Annotated in this window: 14 protein-coding genes; 4 read left to right on the forward strand and 10 right to left on the reverse strand. The window is 65.5% G+C overall.

What is annotated here, in order from left to right; genetic code table 11:
• Positions 1 to 21: 21 nt before the first annotated feature.
• Genes KUL25_RS05910 through KUL25_RS05920 form a run of 3 tightly spaced genes read right to left on the reverse strand, consistent with a single transcriptional unit; the run spans position 22 to position 2,074 of the window.
• A complete protein-coding gene (locus KUL25_RS05910) occupies positions 22 to 540 on the reverse strand; it encodes a gamma carbonic anhydrase family protein (protein ID WP_257892093.1) in 519 nt (172 codons plus the stop codon).
• The gene (gene gmk, locus KUL25_RS05915) at positions 537 to 1,187 is read right to left on the reverse strand and encodes a guanylate kinase (protein ID WP_257892094.1); all 651 of its coding nucleotides are present in this window, start codon (positions 1,185 to 1,187) and stop codon (positions 537 to 539) included. Before gmk ends, KUL25_RS05910 begins: the two co-directional genes overlap by 4 nt.
• A 2-nt stretch (positions 1,188 to 1,189) precedes the next feature.
• Positions 1,190 to 2,074 (reverse strand): YicC/YloC family endoribonuclease, encoded by an 885-nt coding sequence (locus KUL25_RS05920; protein WP_257892095.1) that lies wholly within the window; start codon positions 2,072 to 2,074, stop codon positions 1,190 to 1,192.
• Positions 2,075 to 2,262: 188 nt separating this feature from the next.
• Between KUL25_RS05920 and KUL25_RS05925 the strand changes: the two genes are divergently transcribed.
• The gene (locus KUL25_RS05925; RefSeq protein WP_257892096.1) at positions 2,263 to 2,964 is read left to right on the forward strand and encodes a PAS domain-containing protein; all 702 of its coding nucleotides are present in this window, start codon (positions 2,263 to 2,265) and stop codon (positions 2,962 to 2,964) included.
• 78 nt (positions 2,965 to 3,042) lie between these two features.
• Here KUL25_RS05925 and KUL25_RS05930 read toward each other — a convergent pair whose 3' ends face one another.
• Positions 3,043 to 4,416 carry a class II 3-deoxy-7-phosphoheptulonate synthase gene (locus KUL25_RS05930; protein ID WP_068360450.1) on the reverse strand — a complete coding sequence of 458 codons (1,374 nt, stop codon included), beginning with the start codon at positions 4,414 to 4,416 and terminating at the stop codon, positions 3,043 to 3,045.
• 189 nt (positions 4,417 to 4,605) lie between these two features.
• On the opposite strand from KUL25_RS05930, the gene KUL25_RS05935 reads away from it, so the two are divergent.
• Together KUL25_RS05935 and KUL25_RS05940 are read left to right on the forward strand one after the other, a co-directional pair.
• On the forward strand, positions 4,606 to 5,601 hold the full coding sequence (locus tag KUL25_RS05935) for a GlxA family transcriptional regulator (protein WP_257892097.1): 996 nt from the start codon (positions 4,606 to 4,608) through the stop codon (positions 5,599 to 5,601).
• Complete coding sequence (locus tag KUL25_RS05940; protein ID WP_257892098.1) at positions 5,598 to 6,671, forward strand: hypothetical protein; 1,074 nt, start codon at positions 5,598 to 5,600, stop codon at positions 6,669 to 6,671. The genes KUL25_RS05935 and KUL25_RS05940 overlap by 4 nt, the downstream gene beginning before the upstream one ends.
• On the opposite strand, the gene KUL25_RS05945 is transcribed toward KUL25_RS05940, so the two are convergent.
• Together KUL25_RS05945 and KUL25_RS05950 are read right to left on the reverse strand one after the other, a co-directional pair.
• A complete protein-coding gene (locus tag KUL25_RS05945) occupies positions 6,668 to 6,934 on the reverse strand; it encodes a hypothetical protein (RefSeq protein ID WP_257892099.1) in 267 nt (88 codons plus the stop codon). The two genes, KUL25_RS05940 and KUL25_RS05945, sit on opposite strands and share 4 nt — an antisense overlap.
• Positions 6,931 to 9,726, reverse strand: coding sequence for a [protein-PII] uridylyltransferase family protein (locus KUL25_RS05950; protein WP_257892100.1), 2,796 nt, complete (start codon positions 9,724 to 9,726; stop codon positions 6,931 to 6,933). Before KUL25_RS05950 ends, KUL25_RS05945 begins: the two co-directional genes overlap by 4 nt.
• Before the next feature lie 67 nt (positions 9,727 to 9,793).
• Between KUL25_RS05950 and KUL25_RS05955 the strand changes: the two genes are divergently transcribed.
• Positions 9,794 to 10,264: a YbaK/EbsC family protein gene (locus KUL25_RS05955; protein ID WP_257892101.1), complete on the forward strand. Its 471-nt coding sequence runs from the start codon at positions 9,794 to 9,796 to the stop codon at positions 10,262 to 10,264.
• Here the strand turns inward: KUL25_RS05955 and lpxB are convergent.
• The 4 genes from lpxB to fabZ are packed head-to-tail and all read right to left on the reverse strand — an operon-like array spanning position 10,254 to position 13,431.
• Positions 10,254 to 11,381 carry a lipid-A-disaccharide synthase gene (gene lpxB, locus KUL25_RS05960; protein WP_257892102.1) on the reverse strand — a complete coding sequence of 376 codons (1,128 nt, stop codon included), beginning with the start codon at positions 11,379 to 11,381 and terminating at the stop codon, positions 10,254 to 10,256. The two genes, KUL25_RS05955 and lpxB, sit on opposite strands and share 11 nt — an antisense overlap.
• On the reverse strand, positions 11,378 to 12,145 hold the full coding sequence (locus tag KUL25_RS05965; RefSeq protein WP_257892103.1) for an LpxI family protein: 768 nt from the start codon (positions 12,143 to 12,145) through the stop codon (positions 11,378 to 11,380). Before KUL25_RS05965 ends, lpxB begins: the two co-directional genes overlap by 4 nt.
• Before the next feature lie 5 nt (positions 12,146 to 12,150).
• Entirely contained in the window at positions 12,151 to 12,957 is an 807-nt protein-coding gene (gene lpxA, locus KUL25_RS05970) for an acyl-ACP--UDP-N-acetylglucosamine O-acyltransferase (protein WP_068360473.1), read from the reverse strand.
• Positions 12,958 to 13,431 carry a 3-hydroxyacyl-ACP dehydratase FabZ gene (gene fabZ / locus KUL25_RS05975; RefSeq protein WP_257892104.1) on the reverse strand — a complete coding sequence of 158 codons (474 nt, stop codon included), beginning with the start codon at positions 13,429 to 13,431 and terminating at the stop codon, positions 12,958 to 12,960. It abuts the gene before it with no gap.
• Positions 13,432 to 13,474 lie beyond the last annotated feature (43 nt).

Consider the following 13,474-nt stretch of genomic DNA (forward strand, 5'->3'; position numbering starts at 1 on the left):
CTTGGGTTGGCCGGATCAGGCTCAGGTCGGGCGCAGACCCGCCCGGAAGCGCCGCATGTTCTGCCGATAGTGATCCGCCGACGCCAGCAGCTTCGCGCGGGCATCCTCGTCAAGGTCCCGCACGACCTTGCCGGGCACCCCCATCACCAGGGACCCGTCGGGGATCACCTTCCCCTCGGGGATCAGCGCGCCCGCGCCAATCAGGCACCCTGCCCCGATCTGCGCGCTGTTGAGCACCGTCGCGCCCATGCCGACCAGCGACCCCGCGCCAATCGTGCAGCCATGCAGCATCGCCCTGTGCCCGATCGTGCAATCCGGCCCGATCGTCAGCGGACAGCCCGGATCCGTATGACACACCACATTTTCCTGCACGTTCGAGCCCGCACCGACACGGATTTCCTCGTTGTCACCCCTAAGCGTGCAGCCGAACCAGACGCTCGCCCCCGTTTCAAGCACCACGTTGCCGATGACATTGGCATCGGGCGCAACCCAGGTGTCTTCGGCGATATCGGGCGTGACCCCGTCGAGCTGATAGATCATTCCGGCAACTCCTCGAATTCCGTTTGCAACTTGCGCACATGGGCCTGGAGGCCCGGTTGCTGTTCGCGGCGCAGGCGCTCGGCGGTGATGATGGTCTTCAATCGCGCCTCGGTTTTATCCAGATCGTCGTTGACGATCACGTAATCATAGCCGTCCCACCGGCTGATCTCGTCCCAACTCTTGCGCATCCGCTTGGTGATCACGTCGTCGCTGTCCTGCGCGCGGCTTTCCAGACGCCGCTTCAATTCCGGGATGGAGGGCGGAAGGATGAAGATCGACAGCGTATGCTTGCCGAGACTGGAGTTGCGGATCTGTTGCGCACCCTGCCAATCGATATCGAACAAGACATCGCGCCCAGCCTCGATCGCCTCGGACACGGGACCCATGGGAGAGCCGTAGAAGTTGCCGAATACATGGGCGTGCTCCAGCATCTGGTTGTCGGCGACCATATGCTTGAACGCAGGCTCTTCCAGGAAGCGGTAGTCGACGCCGTCCACTTCGCCCGACCGCGGCGGCCGCGTGGTGGCCGAGACCGAAAAGCTGAGGGTCGGGTCCCATTCCATCAACCGCCGCGCCAGCGTTGATTTGCCCGCGCCCGAGGGTGAGGACAGGATGATCAAAAGGCCACGCCGTTCCACTTCAGTCATCTTCACTCCACATTCTGCACCTGCTCGCGCATCTGATCGATGGTCAGTTTCAGGTCAAGGCCAATGGCGGTCAGGTCCGTGTCCGCAGACTTGGCACAGAGCGTGTTGGCCTCGCGGTTGAACTCCTGCATCAGGAAATCCAGCTTGCGTCCGACGGGGCCGCCGGTGGTGATCAACGCGCGGGCGGCGGCGACATGGGCGCCAAGCCGGTCGATCTCTTCGGTGACGTCGCCCTTGACGGCCAGTGTCGCCAGTTCCTGCGCCAGACGCGCTTCGTCCACGATATCGGTGGCCTCCAGCAAGGCTGCCACCTGGCTCCGCAGCCGGTCCCCCTGCACCTCGGTTCGCGCGTTGGCCGCCGCCTTGGCGGCCTGTGTCAACTGCTCGATCGTGGCAAGCTGCGCCATCATCACCTCGGCTAGGGCGTTGCCCTCGGTGCGGCGCATGTCCACGAAGGCGGCGATCAACTCATCGGCCTCGATCATCAACGCCTCGACGCTTGGCAAACCAGCCGCGTCCGTGCCGTCCATCACGCCGCGCATGCCCAGGACATCCACGGCGGTCGAGTGCGTCAGCCCGCCATTGGCGCGCGCCTCGACCTGCGCGATGATTTCCAACGCGGCATCCAGCGCCTCGACCGACAGGCGACCGCCTGCCAACGCCTCGCGGGTCAGGCGCAGCCCAAGGGTCACATTCCCGCGGGTCATCGCTTTCTTCAACGCCGCGCGCAACGGCTGCTCCAACGCCGCCAAACTATCGGGTAGGCGCAACCGCAGATCCAGGCCCCGCCCATTGACCGAGCGGAGGTCCCAACTCCATGAAAACCCTTCCGCAGCCCCCTCGGAACTGGCGAAAGCTGTCATCGATGCAAGGCCCGGATCACTCATTTTGCTGCCCCTTCCAGTTAACCATGCGTTAAATCTCCCCCTGCCCGAACAATTTTAGATAGTGTATTCGAAAAGGGACAGGAAGCGCACCACGGCGATAAGACGCGCTTGGAAGTGCACCTGTCAGGGGACACGGATTTGATTGTTTGGAAAGCACCGCAAGGCAAGCGACCAACGGAAAGCGTGAAATGACGATGACAGATGAATTGACCCAAGCGCTACCCGGAATCGATGGTCGGATCACCAGCGTTCTGCGCTATTGGGACGGCTTGCGCGGCGACCGTTTTGCGCCGGGCCGGATCGAGATCAGCCCCTCTGCGATCACCCGCCACCTTTCGCGCATCTGTATTCTGGAGCGCCCCCGCGCGGGCACCGTGCGGATGCGCCTGGCGGGCGCCACCTTGTCCACCCGCGCCGGGATGGAACTGCGGGGTATGCCGTTCCGCTCGCTCTTCGACCTCGACGACCGCCACATCGCGATGGATGCGGCAGAAACGGCAATCACCACGCCCGCCGTCAGCCTGCTGGCGTTGGCCAGCCCGGAACGCTCGGGGCCCGTGCCCGAGGCGATGATGGCTATTCTGCCGCTGACCGATACACGGGGTGCGCTGACCCGGGCCCTTGCAATCTATTCCGAGCGTGCGTCAGTAACGCCGTTCATCTCGGATGTTCGGGGGCGGTTTCACGTCACCGACAGCTGGTCGCTGGATATTCCGGAAAGCGGGCCGATCGTCGGCCCGATGGGCGATGCGACGGCAACAAAGCTGATCTCGACCCAGATCATGCGGCCGCGCTTGGCCACCCAGGCCGCAGCCCCGGTGCTTGAGGCGCAAGACTTGCCGAACAACTGCCGCCCGGTCTTTCAGGTGATCGACGGCGGGTTGGCCTAACACCGCCCGCCGCCATCAGTGTCACGTCATCAACCTTACGCCGTCTGAACTTACGCCGTCTGACCTGGGCCGTCTGACCTAGGCCGTTGCGCGCAGGGCGTCGCGGCTGGCTGACAGCTCTTCCGCCACCAGAAATGCGAGCTCCAACGACTGCGACGCGTTCAAGCGTGGGTCGCACGCGGTGTGATAGCGCGAGGAAAGATCCTCGTCCGTCACGGCACGCACGCCGCCGGTGCATTCGGTTACGTCCTGGCCCGTCATCTCGAAATGCACACCGCCGGGGATCGTCCCCTCGGCGCGATGCACCTCGAAGAATTCCTGCACTTCGCGCAACACGCTCTCGAAGGGCCGGGTCTTGTAGCCCGACTCGGCCTTGATCGTGTTGCCGTGCATCGGATCGCAGGTCCAGACGACGGGGTGCGCCTCTTCTTCCACGGCCCGGACAAGCTTGGGCAGGATCTCGTTCACCGCGCCCGCACCAAAGCGGTTGATCAGCACAATGCGCCCCGCCTCGCGGTTCGGGTTAAGGGTGTCCAGCAAAACCTTCAGGTCCGAGCGTGTCATGGACGGCCCGCATTTGATCCCGATCGGGTTTTGCACGCCCTTGCAGAATTCCACATGCGCACCGTCGGTCTGACGGGTCCGGTCGCCGATCCAGATCATGTGGCCCGAGCCCGCAAGCCATTTGCCGGACGTGCTGTCCAGACGGCAAAGCGCTTCTTCATATTCCAGCAACAACGCTTCGTGGGAGGTATAGAAATCCACCTGCCCCAACTCATGGGCCGTGGCGCCGGTGACGCCGGCCGCCGTCATGAAGTCCAGCGCGTCCTGGATGCGGTTGGCCATGTCGGCATAGCGCTCGGCGTCGTTGATATCCGTGAACCCCAGGGTCCAGGAGTGAACGCGGTGAATGTCCGCGAAACCACCCTTCGAAAACGCGCGCAGCAGGTTCAGCGTCGCTGCCGCCTGGGTGTAGGCACGCAGCATCTTCTCGGGGTTCGGGATGCGCGCCTCGGGCGTGAAGTCCAGATCATTGATGATGTCACCGCGGTACGACGGCAGTTCCACGCCGTTCACCGTCTCGGTCGGCGCCGAACGCGGCTTGGCGAACTGGCCCGCCATCCGCCCGATCTTCACGACGGGCACCTTCGCGCCGAAGGTCAGAACCGTGGCCATCTGCAACATCACCTTGAAGGTGTCGCGGATGTTGTCGGCAGAGAACTCCGCGAAGCTTTCCGCGCAATCGCCGCCCTGCAACAGGAAGCCGTCGCCGCGCGAGACGGCGGCCAGTTCATCGCGCAGGGTGCGCGCTTCGCCTGCAAAAACCAACGGTGGATACTGGCGCAGCTGCGCTTCGACGGCCTCAAGGGCGTCGGCGTCCAGATAGTCGGGCATTTGCACGCGCGGCTTGGCGCGCCAATCGGATTTCGTCCAGCTGCTTGCTGCGGTCATAACTCTCTCCAATTCGCAGGGATCGCCGCCCTCTCTACACAAGGGGGGAACGGCTTCCAATCCCGCATTTTGTTATTCGTAGCCAATGAAATTGGCCGCCCGGGATTGCAACACCTCGATTTTAGTGGTTTCGCTGTTAGACGCGGTAGGCCTGCCCCGCCCTTTTTCGCCGCCAAGGGAGACTGCGACATGTTGGACAAAGGTGCCCGTTTGCGCCCTGGCGAAGGCCCCAAGCGGTTTGTCTTCGTCCTGTTGGACCAATTCACCATGTTGTGCTTCTCCTCGGCGGTCGAGGCGTTGCGGATCGCCAACCGCATGTCGGGCCAAAAACTGTACGAATGGACGCTTGTGGGCGAAGGCGGCGAAGATGCGCAGTGTTCGGCCGGGATCTGGTTCCGGCTGGACAGTGATTTGGAAGAGGTCACCCGCGACGACGTCGTCTTGCTGTGCGGCGGCATCGACGTGGCAAGCGCCACGACCAAGCGCCTGCTCAGCTGGATCCGGCGCGAGGCGCGCAAGGGTCCGATGATCGGCGGGCTCTGCACGGCAGGCTACACGCTGGCGCGCGCGGGTCTTCTGGACGGCAAGCGCGCCACCATCCATTGGGAAAACCAGGACAGTTTCGCCGAGGAATTCGAAGAGGTGACGCTGACCAAATCGGTCTTCGTCGTCGACGGCAACCGGATCACCACCGCAGGCGGCACCGCCTCCATCGACCTGATGCTGAAGCTGATCGCCGAGGATCACGGCGAGGATCTGGCCAATCTTGTAGCAGATCAGTTGATCTACACCTCCATCCGCACGGATCAGGACACGCAACGCCTGTCGATCCCCACCCGCATCGGGGTGCGGCACCCCAAGCTGGGGCAAGTGATCCGAATGATGGAGCAGAATATCGAGGACCCTATCAGCCCGGCGCAACTGGCAATGGATGTCGGCATGTCGACCCGCCAGTTAGAGCGGCTGTTCCGCCGCTACCTCAACCGCTCGCCGAAGCGTTATTACATGGAATTGCGCCTCGGCAAGGCGCGCAACCTTCTGATGCAGACGGACATGAGCGTGATCAACGTGGCGCTGGCCTGCGGCTTTGCCTCGCCCTCGCATTTCTCCAAATGCTACCGCGCCCATTATGACACCACCCCCTACCGCGAACGCGGCAGCCACGCGGCGCGCGTCAAGACATGAGGCGGGCCGCCCTGGGTCTTGCCATCGGGCTGATCTTCCTTGCCGGCGTTCTGGTGCTGACCGGCGGTCCCCGCGAAGGACTGCGGGCGGTGGGTGACGCACGGGCGCTGGCCGCTTTGCCGCGCGTGCCCGTGGCGCCGATGTTGGCGCTGCCCGAGGGGGCGCCCGATACAATCGTCTTCATGGATGGCGACGCGGGATGGTTCGAACTGGACATCGACGCCCTGCCGCCTGACACCGAAATCGGCATGCACGGGCCCCGCTTTTTCGATTTGTTCACCGGCAACACCCACTTGCCGCTTTATTGTTCGGGCGGCACTGCGCGCCCCGGCAAGATCATCTGGATGATCCGAAACGCCGAGATTGCGCGCAACTTCGCGTTCTGCAACCGGCGCAGAATGGATCTGGGCCCCCTCCGCCCCCACACCGATCCCGTCACGATGGTCGACGCGACCCTGACCCAGGCAGAGGTCGAGGCGCTGCGCGCGCGCATCGCCAGCGTGCAGGGCCTTTGGGCCGTGACCCTTCCGGCCGCGTATCGCCCCTTCACCCACCAACGGGTGATCGAAGCGCCCTTTCATTGGATCATCTTCGGCACCGGGCAATCCACCCTCCCCCTGCGCGAAGACCTGTCGCGCGCCGTGACCGCCCATCTCGGGGCCATGGCCGATCAGGCCGATATCACGATCAACGAGCGGGTCGTCAGTTTCCTGACCGATACCATGGGCCATGGCGACCGCGCGGCGACCCAGGCCATGGGCGCGGGGATCGCGGTGGACGGCGGATCCGTGATCCTGCCGGATATGGCGATTTCGCAGTTTCGCGTGACGTTGACCTGCACACCCGCAGCCTGTGCGGCGCTGGACGGGTTCGATGCCACGCCCCTGCTGGCGGACTTCCGCGACGGCGCCGTGCTGGACCTGGTCCTTGCCTCTGCCCTGCCGATCGAACGGAACCCCGATGATCTGATGCCCACGCCGCTGGTCCTGCGCGATCCGACGACGCGCCTGACCGCGACGGCCCCCGTCACCTACGCCGTGCGCTATATTAAACGGTCGCCATCGGACTAAGGCACCCGCGCCGCGCGCCCGCCCCGGCGTCCTGCGGGCGGCTTCGTGGCCAGCCCCTCGGTCAGCACCACCTTCATCGGATGATCATGCGGCTCGCCCTGATGGCGTGCCAAAAGCGCCTCGATCAGGGGTGCGTGGTCCGTGACCGGCACGCTCAGCGCCCAGTCCACGAAGATCGATCGGCACTCATAGATGCTGATACCGTGGATGCGAAACGCCTCCCGGATCAGGCCCTTGGGGTCGGTGGGGTCATTGTCTTTCATCCGTGGTGTCCCTCTGTTACGGGCATGAACTTACCCACTATATCGGCAGCAGCAGCGCGCGACTGGTCAAGTCGCGTCACAAGGGCCTCCGTGGACGGCACGTCGGCCATGCGTTGCAGGAATCTGCGCCCCCCCTCGCCGCCCGTGTCGATGTCCAGCGGCGCCTCGGAGAGAAGGCGACCGCCCTGCGAGATCAGTTGAAACAGACCGTAGGCCTGTCTGAGGGTTTGCGCATCGGCGCCTCCGATCAGGCCTTCCGCTTGCGCCGCGTCGATCTGTGTCAGCGTTCCCTCGCGAACGCACCCGGCCTTGAGCGCGAGGGCTTGGGCCAGCAGCGCGATGTCCTGCAAGCCCCCCGCCCCATTGCGCACCGCCCAGGTGCTGCCCGCGCGTCCGGCCCCTTGCAGGCGTGCGCGCATCTCGGCGGCTTCCGGCAGGATGCTCGCGTCGCCCTTGCGACCCTCGATGACAGAACACCGCACAGCCTCGACGTCACGGGCAAGGCCTGCGTCACCGGCAACGATTCGGGCGCGCGTCAGGGCCATATGCTCCCACACCCAGGCCTCTTCTCGCTGGTAACGCTCGAACGAGGACAGCGCCGTGGCGACAGGCCCCTGCCCGCCCGAGGGGCGCAGGCGCATGTCGACGTCGTAAAGCTTGCCCTCGGCGGTCGGCGCGCTCAGCGCGGTGATCATCGCCTTGGTGGCCTTGGCGAACCAGCCACGCGGATCGAGGGGACGGCGGCCCTCGGTCATCTCAACCCCTTGGGCATCAAAGATCACGATCAGGTCGAGGTCCGAGGTCGCCGTCATCTCGCGCACGCCCAGGCTGCCCATGGCCAGCACCACGCCGCCGCGCCCCGGCGCAGGGCCATGGCGCCGCGCGATATCGGCGCAGACACAGGGCCAAAGGCCCGCGACGACCGCCTCCCCGATATCGGAATACTGATGCGCGGCGTCCTGGGCGTCGATCAACCCGCGCAACATATGGACACCGACGCGGAAGTGCCATTCCTTCTGCCACCGGCGCGCGGCGTCCAGTTGCGCCTCGTAATCCAGGGCCGCAAGCGTGTCGGCAAGGTCTTCGGTCAGCCCCTTGGCACCGGGCCAATCTGCGAAGAACTGGCCATCGAGCACCGCGTCCAGCACCCGGCTGTGGCGCGACAGGTACGCGGCCAGACCGGGGGCCGTGGCGCAGATGTCCACCAGCAGGTCGACAAGGCTGGGGTTGGCGTCAAACAGCGAGAAGATCTGCACCCCCGCCGGCAAGCCGCGCAGGAAGCCGTCGAAATTGGCCAGCGCTTCGTCGGGGCGGGCGGCCGCAGTGAACCGGTTGAGCAGATCGGGCTTGAGGCGCTCGAAAATGGCTTGCCCGCGCTCGGACCGCAAGGCGGGATAACCGGGCCAACGGGCGACGATGTCGCGCGCGGCCTCTGACAAGGCGGGCGCCGCCGTGGTGCTGGATTTCGAGGCATAGAGATCTTGCGTCAGCTCTGCGACCGCCTGTAGCCGCGCCTCCAACGCTGCGCGGTAGCGCGCCGTGTCGCCCTCCCCGCTGAGCCGTGCCAACCGGTCGAAGCCCTCCGGCGTCTTGGGCAGGGAATGGGTCTGGGCGTCGTCGATCATTTGCAAGCGATGCTCTGCCTCGCGCAGGGCGGCATAGTGATCGGCCAATGCGCTGGCCACGTCGCGGGTGATCCAATCCGCGCGCGCCAATGCTGCCAATGCCTTGACGGTACGGGGCTGTCGCAGGCTGGGGTCGCGCCCCCCCGCCACCAACTGGCGGGTCTGGGCGAAGAACTCGATCTCACGGATGCCACCGTGACCCAGCTTCAGGTTGCGCCCTTCCAGGGCGAGACCGTGCAGGCCCTTGTGGTCGCGGATGCGCTGGCGCATGTCCATCGTCTCGGACACGGCGGCAAAGTCCAGATGCTTGCGCCAGACAAACGGGGTCAACGCCGTCAAGAACTTCTCCCCCGCCGCCACGTCGCCTGCCGCCGCGCGTGCCTTGATATAGGCCGAGCGTTCCCAGGTCCGCCCCTCGCCCTCATAATACCGCTCCGCCGCGGCCATGGAGATGCAGACCGGCGTGACGCTGGCATCGGGACGCAGGCGCAGATCGGTGCGGAAGACGTAGCCGTCCTTGGAAGGATCGTTCAACGTAGCCGCCATGGCGCGGGTGGCTTTGATGAAGCCTGCGCGGGCCTCCATCTCCTCGGCGGGGCCGTCAAAGCGGGTCTCATCGAACAGGCAGATCAAGTCGATGTCGGACGAGTAATTCAACTCGCCCGCCCCCATCTTGCCCATCGCCAGCGCCACCATGCCTGCGCCGTCACGCAACGCGTCTTCTTCCGTCTGGCCGGGGATCTTGCCCCGCCGCGCCGCCGCCGCGACATGGACCGCAAGGGCCGCGGCCACGCAGGCGTCCGCAAAATCCGTCCAGGCCTGGGTGACCGTGGTAAGGCCCCAGACCCCTGCCAGATCCGCCAATCCCACGATCAGGGCCGCCCGGCGCTTCAACTGTCGCAGACCCGTATCGATCGTGTCCTTGGTCAATGTTCCTGTCTCGGCGATCAGCGCGGCGATGACCTCTTCGGGTTCGTCGTCGACGGCGTGGGACAGCCAGTGCCCCTCCTTGCGGAACAACTCGGAAAAGAACGGCGACGAACCGGCAGCGCCCCGGATCACGTCGGCCAGTTCGGGCGACAGCCCGTGCAGATGCTCCAACGCCTCTGCCCCGCGCTCGGGCACGTGGGGCAACGGGGTGCGGGTGATGCGATTGGCAAAGGGCATGAGCGGGGTTCCTTATCGGTCTATTTGGACCTAGACCGTTGCACTGGAATGGCAGGAGGAATGCGGCGTGTCAAAGTCGTTGAAGCGTGTGCGGCGCGCCTTGGAAGAGGCGGGCATCGCGGCGGAAGTATTGGAAATGGCCGAGGGTACGCGCACCGCTGTCGCCGCGGCCGAAGCCGCAGGCTGCCACCTCGACCAGATCGCCAAGTCGATCATCTTCCGGGCCGAGACCAGTGGCGAGGCCGTCTTGTTCGTGACGGCCGGCGGCAACCTGGTGAACGCTGACAAGGCCAGCGCGGTGGTCGGAGAGGCCTTGGGCAAGGCCGACGCGGACCTGATCCGCAAGCAGACCGGATTTGCCATCGGGGGCGTGTCGCCCGTGGGGCACCTGTCGCCGATCCGGGCATGGTATGACCCGCGTTTGCTGGCGTTCGATGTGGTCTATGCCGCCGCGGGCACGCCGCGCCATATCTTCGGCATCGATCCCCGCGTGTTGGTCGGCCTTGCCGGAGCGGACGCGGCGGATTTCACCGGTTAACAGCGTCAAGGATTGACCGGGCGGCCCGTATGCCCGGCGCCTCACCGCCCCTGCCAAGACGCTCCATCGTCAGCGCCATCGCCGCGGTCTGGCGGTCATCGCCCTGCAAGACCGCCGCGACCCCGGCGCGGATCGCGTCGGGCGTGCAGTTTTCGGCCAGGAATTCCGGCACCACACGGGTCTCGGACACCAGGTTGACCAGCGTGACCGTATCAATGCGGATCATGCGCTTCATGATCGCGCGGGTCAGCCAGTTCATATCGTAGGCGATCACCATGGGCGTGGCGTTCGCGGCCAGTTCCAGCGACACGGTGCCCGAGGCCGCAAGCGCGGCATCAGCGCAGGCGAAAGCGGCGCGCTTCTCAACGGCATCCGAGGCGTCGATCAAGCTCGGCTGAACCGGCCAGGAGGCGGTCAGCGCAGCCACGGTTTCGCGGACATGCGGCAGGGTCGGCAGGACCAGACGGGCGTCAATGCCGTCAAGCGCCGCGCCGAAGATCGGCGCGAGGCGGGTGACTTCGGACCTGCGCGATCCGGGCAGGACCAGCAGCACCTTCGCGTCGGTCAGGCCATGGGCGGTGCGAAAGCTGGCAATCTCCGCCTCGCTCGCCAGGGGCTCGGACACCACCGGGTGGCCCACGAAATCACACGTCATCCCCGCCGCTTCCATATAGGGCGGCTCGAACGGCAGCAGCGCCAGAACGTGGTCGATGGCCCGCGCCATCCTTGCCGCGCGCCCCGGCCGCCACGCCCAGACCGAGGGGGCGACATAGTGGATCGTCTTGAGGCCGGGATTGGCGGCACGGGCAAGTTTCGCGACCCGCAGGCCGAAGTCGGGACTGTCGATGGTGATCAGCGCCTCGGCGCCCGAGGCCGCAACGGCCCGGGCGGTCTGGGCGATACGGCGCTTGAGGTGGCGGTATTTCGGCAGGACCTCGGCAAGGCCCATCACCGCAAGATCTTCGTAGGGGAACAACGATGAAAGGCCATAGGCCGCCATCATCGGGCCGCCGACGCCCAGGGGCGTGACCGGCGCGCCGATGTCCTTGAAGCCCTGCAACAACGCGCCGCCCAAGCGGTCGCCCGAGGGCTCTCCGGCGACCAGAAACAGCTTCAAGGGCCCGCCCAAAGGTTAAGGCCCGTTTGCGCGCAGGCGGTCAGGATCGCCTCGCGATCCAGCAGCAGAACATTGCCTGCCGCGATCTCGATCCCGGCAAGGCCCGCTTTTGCGGCGTTGCGGATCGTGTCGGGGCCAATCGCGGGCATGTCCACCCGCAGATCCTGTCCCGGTTTCGGCCGCTTCACCAGCACGCCGCCCGATCCGGGCACAGTTTGCGCCACGAAGGCCAACATCGCGTCGGTGCCCTGCAAGGTCTCTACCCCGATGACTTGGCCCTTCGCCACCACGACCCCTTGCCCCACATCCAATGGCCCCAGCGCATCGAGCACGGCACGGGCGCGGGCGGCATCGGACCCGCGCATCACCTCTCCGGCGACAACACCTGCGGGGGCGACCAGATCGGGGCGGAGGGTATGGGCGGAAATGACAGTGAACCCGGCTTCTTCGATGACCCCGATCACGGCGCGCAGCAACGCATCGTCGCCCTGCCCCATCGCGGCCATGAGCACCGGCATCTTTGACGCGGTGAAAGGATCGAAGGCGACGGGGTCCAGCGGCGGGCGGGACATGGCACCGGCCAGGCAGACCTCGGTCACGCCCTTGTCGCGCAGGGCCTCGAAGAGGGTGCCCAATTGCTCGAAACGTGCATCGATGGTCGTCGGGACCTCGACAGGGACGCCGTTGAAACCGACGACCTCGGCGGGTCCGGCCTGCAACAGCAGCCCCGGCAACGCCCCCTTGCCTGCAAGGATCGCCCGCATCCCGCCTACTCCGGCGTCAGGAAGGAACGGTCGCTGTCGCCCATGACGAAATCGACGATCTCGTTCACGTATTCGCTGTCGATCTCATCACTTTCCCCGAGGCGGCGGGCGCGTTCCTGAAAGCTGGCGCCTTCGCCCTGTTTCAGCGCCTGAAGCGCCGCGCGCAGGGCGGTGATGTCGGCTTTGGCCACGCCCTTGCGCTTGAGCCCCACCAGGTTCAAACCGTCCAACCGCCCGCGCGGGCCTTGGACCAGACCGTAAGGAATGACATCATTCGTGACCATGGAAACGGCCCCGATGATCGCCCCGCGTCCCACGCGCACGAACTGATGCACGCCCGAAAGGCCGCCGATGATCACGTCATCGCCGACGATGCAGTGCCCCGCCAGCGCGGAGGAATTGACCATGATCACCCGGTCGCCGACCTGGCAGTCGTGGGCGACATGGGCATTGGCAAGAAACAGACCGTCATCACCGACGCGGGTGATGCCACCGCCCCCCTCGGTCCCGGTGTTCATCGTCACGCCTTCCCGGATGCGGTTCCGCGCGCCCACGATCAGACGGGTGCGTTCGCCGCCGAACTTCTTGTCCTGCGGGATTTCACCGATGGAGGAGAACGGGAAGATCTGGCAGTCGTCGCCGATGTCGGTCCAGCCGGTGACGATGGCGTGGGATTTCAGCACTACGCCCGCCCCCAGCGTGACCTCGGGGCCGACGACGCAGAACGGGCCGATCTGGCAATTTGCACCGATTACCGCGCCGTCCTCGATCACCGCAGACGGGTGGACATTGGCCGAGGCGTGGATGCCCATCTAGGCGGCCTCCGCCGGGATATCCATCATCGCCGTGAAGCTGCATTCGCACGCCAGTTCGCCGTCCACCGTGGCACGACCGGCAAACTTCCAGACCTTGGCGCCGGGCTTGCCGCGCGTGGCCTCGACGTACAGTTCCAGCACATCGCCGGGCACCACCTTGCGGCGGAATTTACAGGTGTCGATGCCCATGAAATAGACAAGGAAGTTCTTGTCCGCCAGTTCAGCCGAGACGCCGATCATCACCGCTGCCGTCTGCGCCATGGCTTCCACGATGGTGACGCCGGGCATGATCGGAACGCCGGGAAAGTGGCCCTGGAAATGCGGCTCGTTCACAGTGACGTTCTTGAGGCCGACGGCGGATTTGAACGGCACGATGTCGCGCACGCGGTCCACCAGCAGGAACGGATAGCGGTGTGGCAAGATCCGCTGGATCAAGTCGATGTCGGCGGTTGTTGGGACGTCTGCCGTCATGGCTGTTCTCCGAATAGATCTGTTGGAGGAGGCCTAACAACTC

Origin of the sequence: Gymnodinialimonas phycosphaerae (genome assembly GCF_019195455.1) — a bacterium.
Taxonomy (GTDB): Bacteria; Pseudomonadota; Alphaproteobacteria; order Rhodobacterales; family Rhodobacteraceae; genus Gymnodinialimonas; species Gymnodinialimonas phycosphaerae.

Coding starts and splice junctions, on each gene's coding strand:
- KUL25_RS05910 (WP_257892093.1), bottom strand. CDS start 540: ATGATCTATCAGCTCGACGGGGTCACGCCCGATATCGCCGAAGACACC.
- gmk (WP_257892094.1), bottom strand. CDS start 1,187: ATGACTGAAGTGGAACGGCGTGGCCTTTTGATCATCCTGTCCTCACCC.
- KUL25_RS05920 (WP_257892095.1), bottom strand. CDS start 2,074: ATGAGTGATCCGGGCCTTGCATCGATGACAGCTTTCGCCAGTTCCGAG.
- KUL25_RS05925 (WP_257892096.1), top strand. CDS start 2,263: ATGACGATGACAGATGAATTGACCCAAGCGCTACCCGGAATCGATGGT.
- KUL25_RS05930 (WP_068360450.1), bottom strand. CDS start 4,416: ATGACCGCAGCAAGCAGCTGGACGAAATCCGATTGGCGCGCCAAGCCG.
- KUL25_RS05935 (WP_257892097.1), top strand. CDS start 4,606: ATGTTGGACAAAGGTGCCCGTTTGCGCCCTGGCGAAGGCCCCAAGCGG.
- KUL25_RS05940 (WP_257892098.1), top strand. CDS start 5,598: ATGAGGCGGGCCGCCCTGGGTCTTGCCATCGGGCTGATCTTCCTTGCC.
- KUL25_RS05945 (WP_257892099.1), bottom strand. CDS start 6,934: ATGAAAGACAATGACCCCACCGACCCCAAGGGCCTGATCCGGGAGGCG.
- KUL25_RS05950 (WP_257892100.1), bottom strand. CDS start 9,726: ATGCCCTTTGCCAATCGCATCACCCGCACCCCGTTGCCCCACGTGCCC.
- KUL25_RS05965 (WP_257892103.1), bottom strand. CDS start 12,145: ATGCGGGCGATCCTTGCAGGCAAGGGGGCGTTGCCGGGGCTGCTGTTG.
- lpxA (WP_068360473.1), bottom strand. CDS start 12,957: ATGGGCATCCACGCCTCGGCCAATGTCCACCCGTCTGCGGTGATCGAG.
- fabZ (WP_257892104.1), bottom strand. CDS start 13,431: ATGACGGCAGACGTCCCAACAACCGCCGACATCGACTTGATCCAGCGG.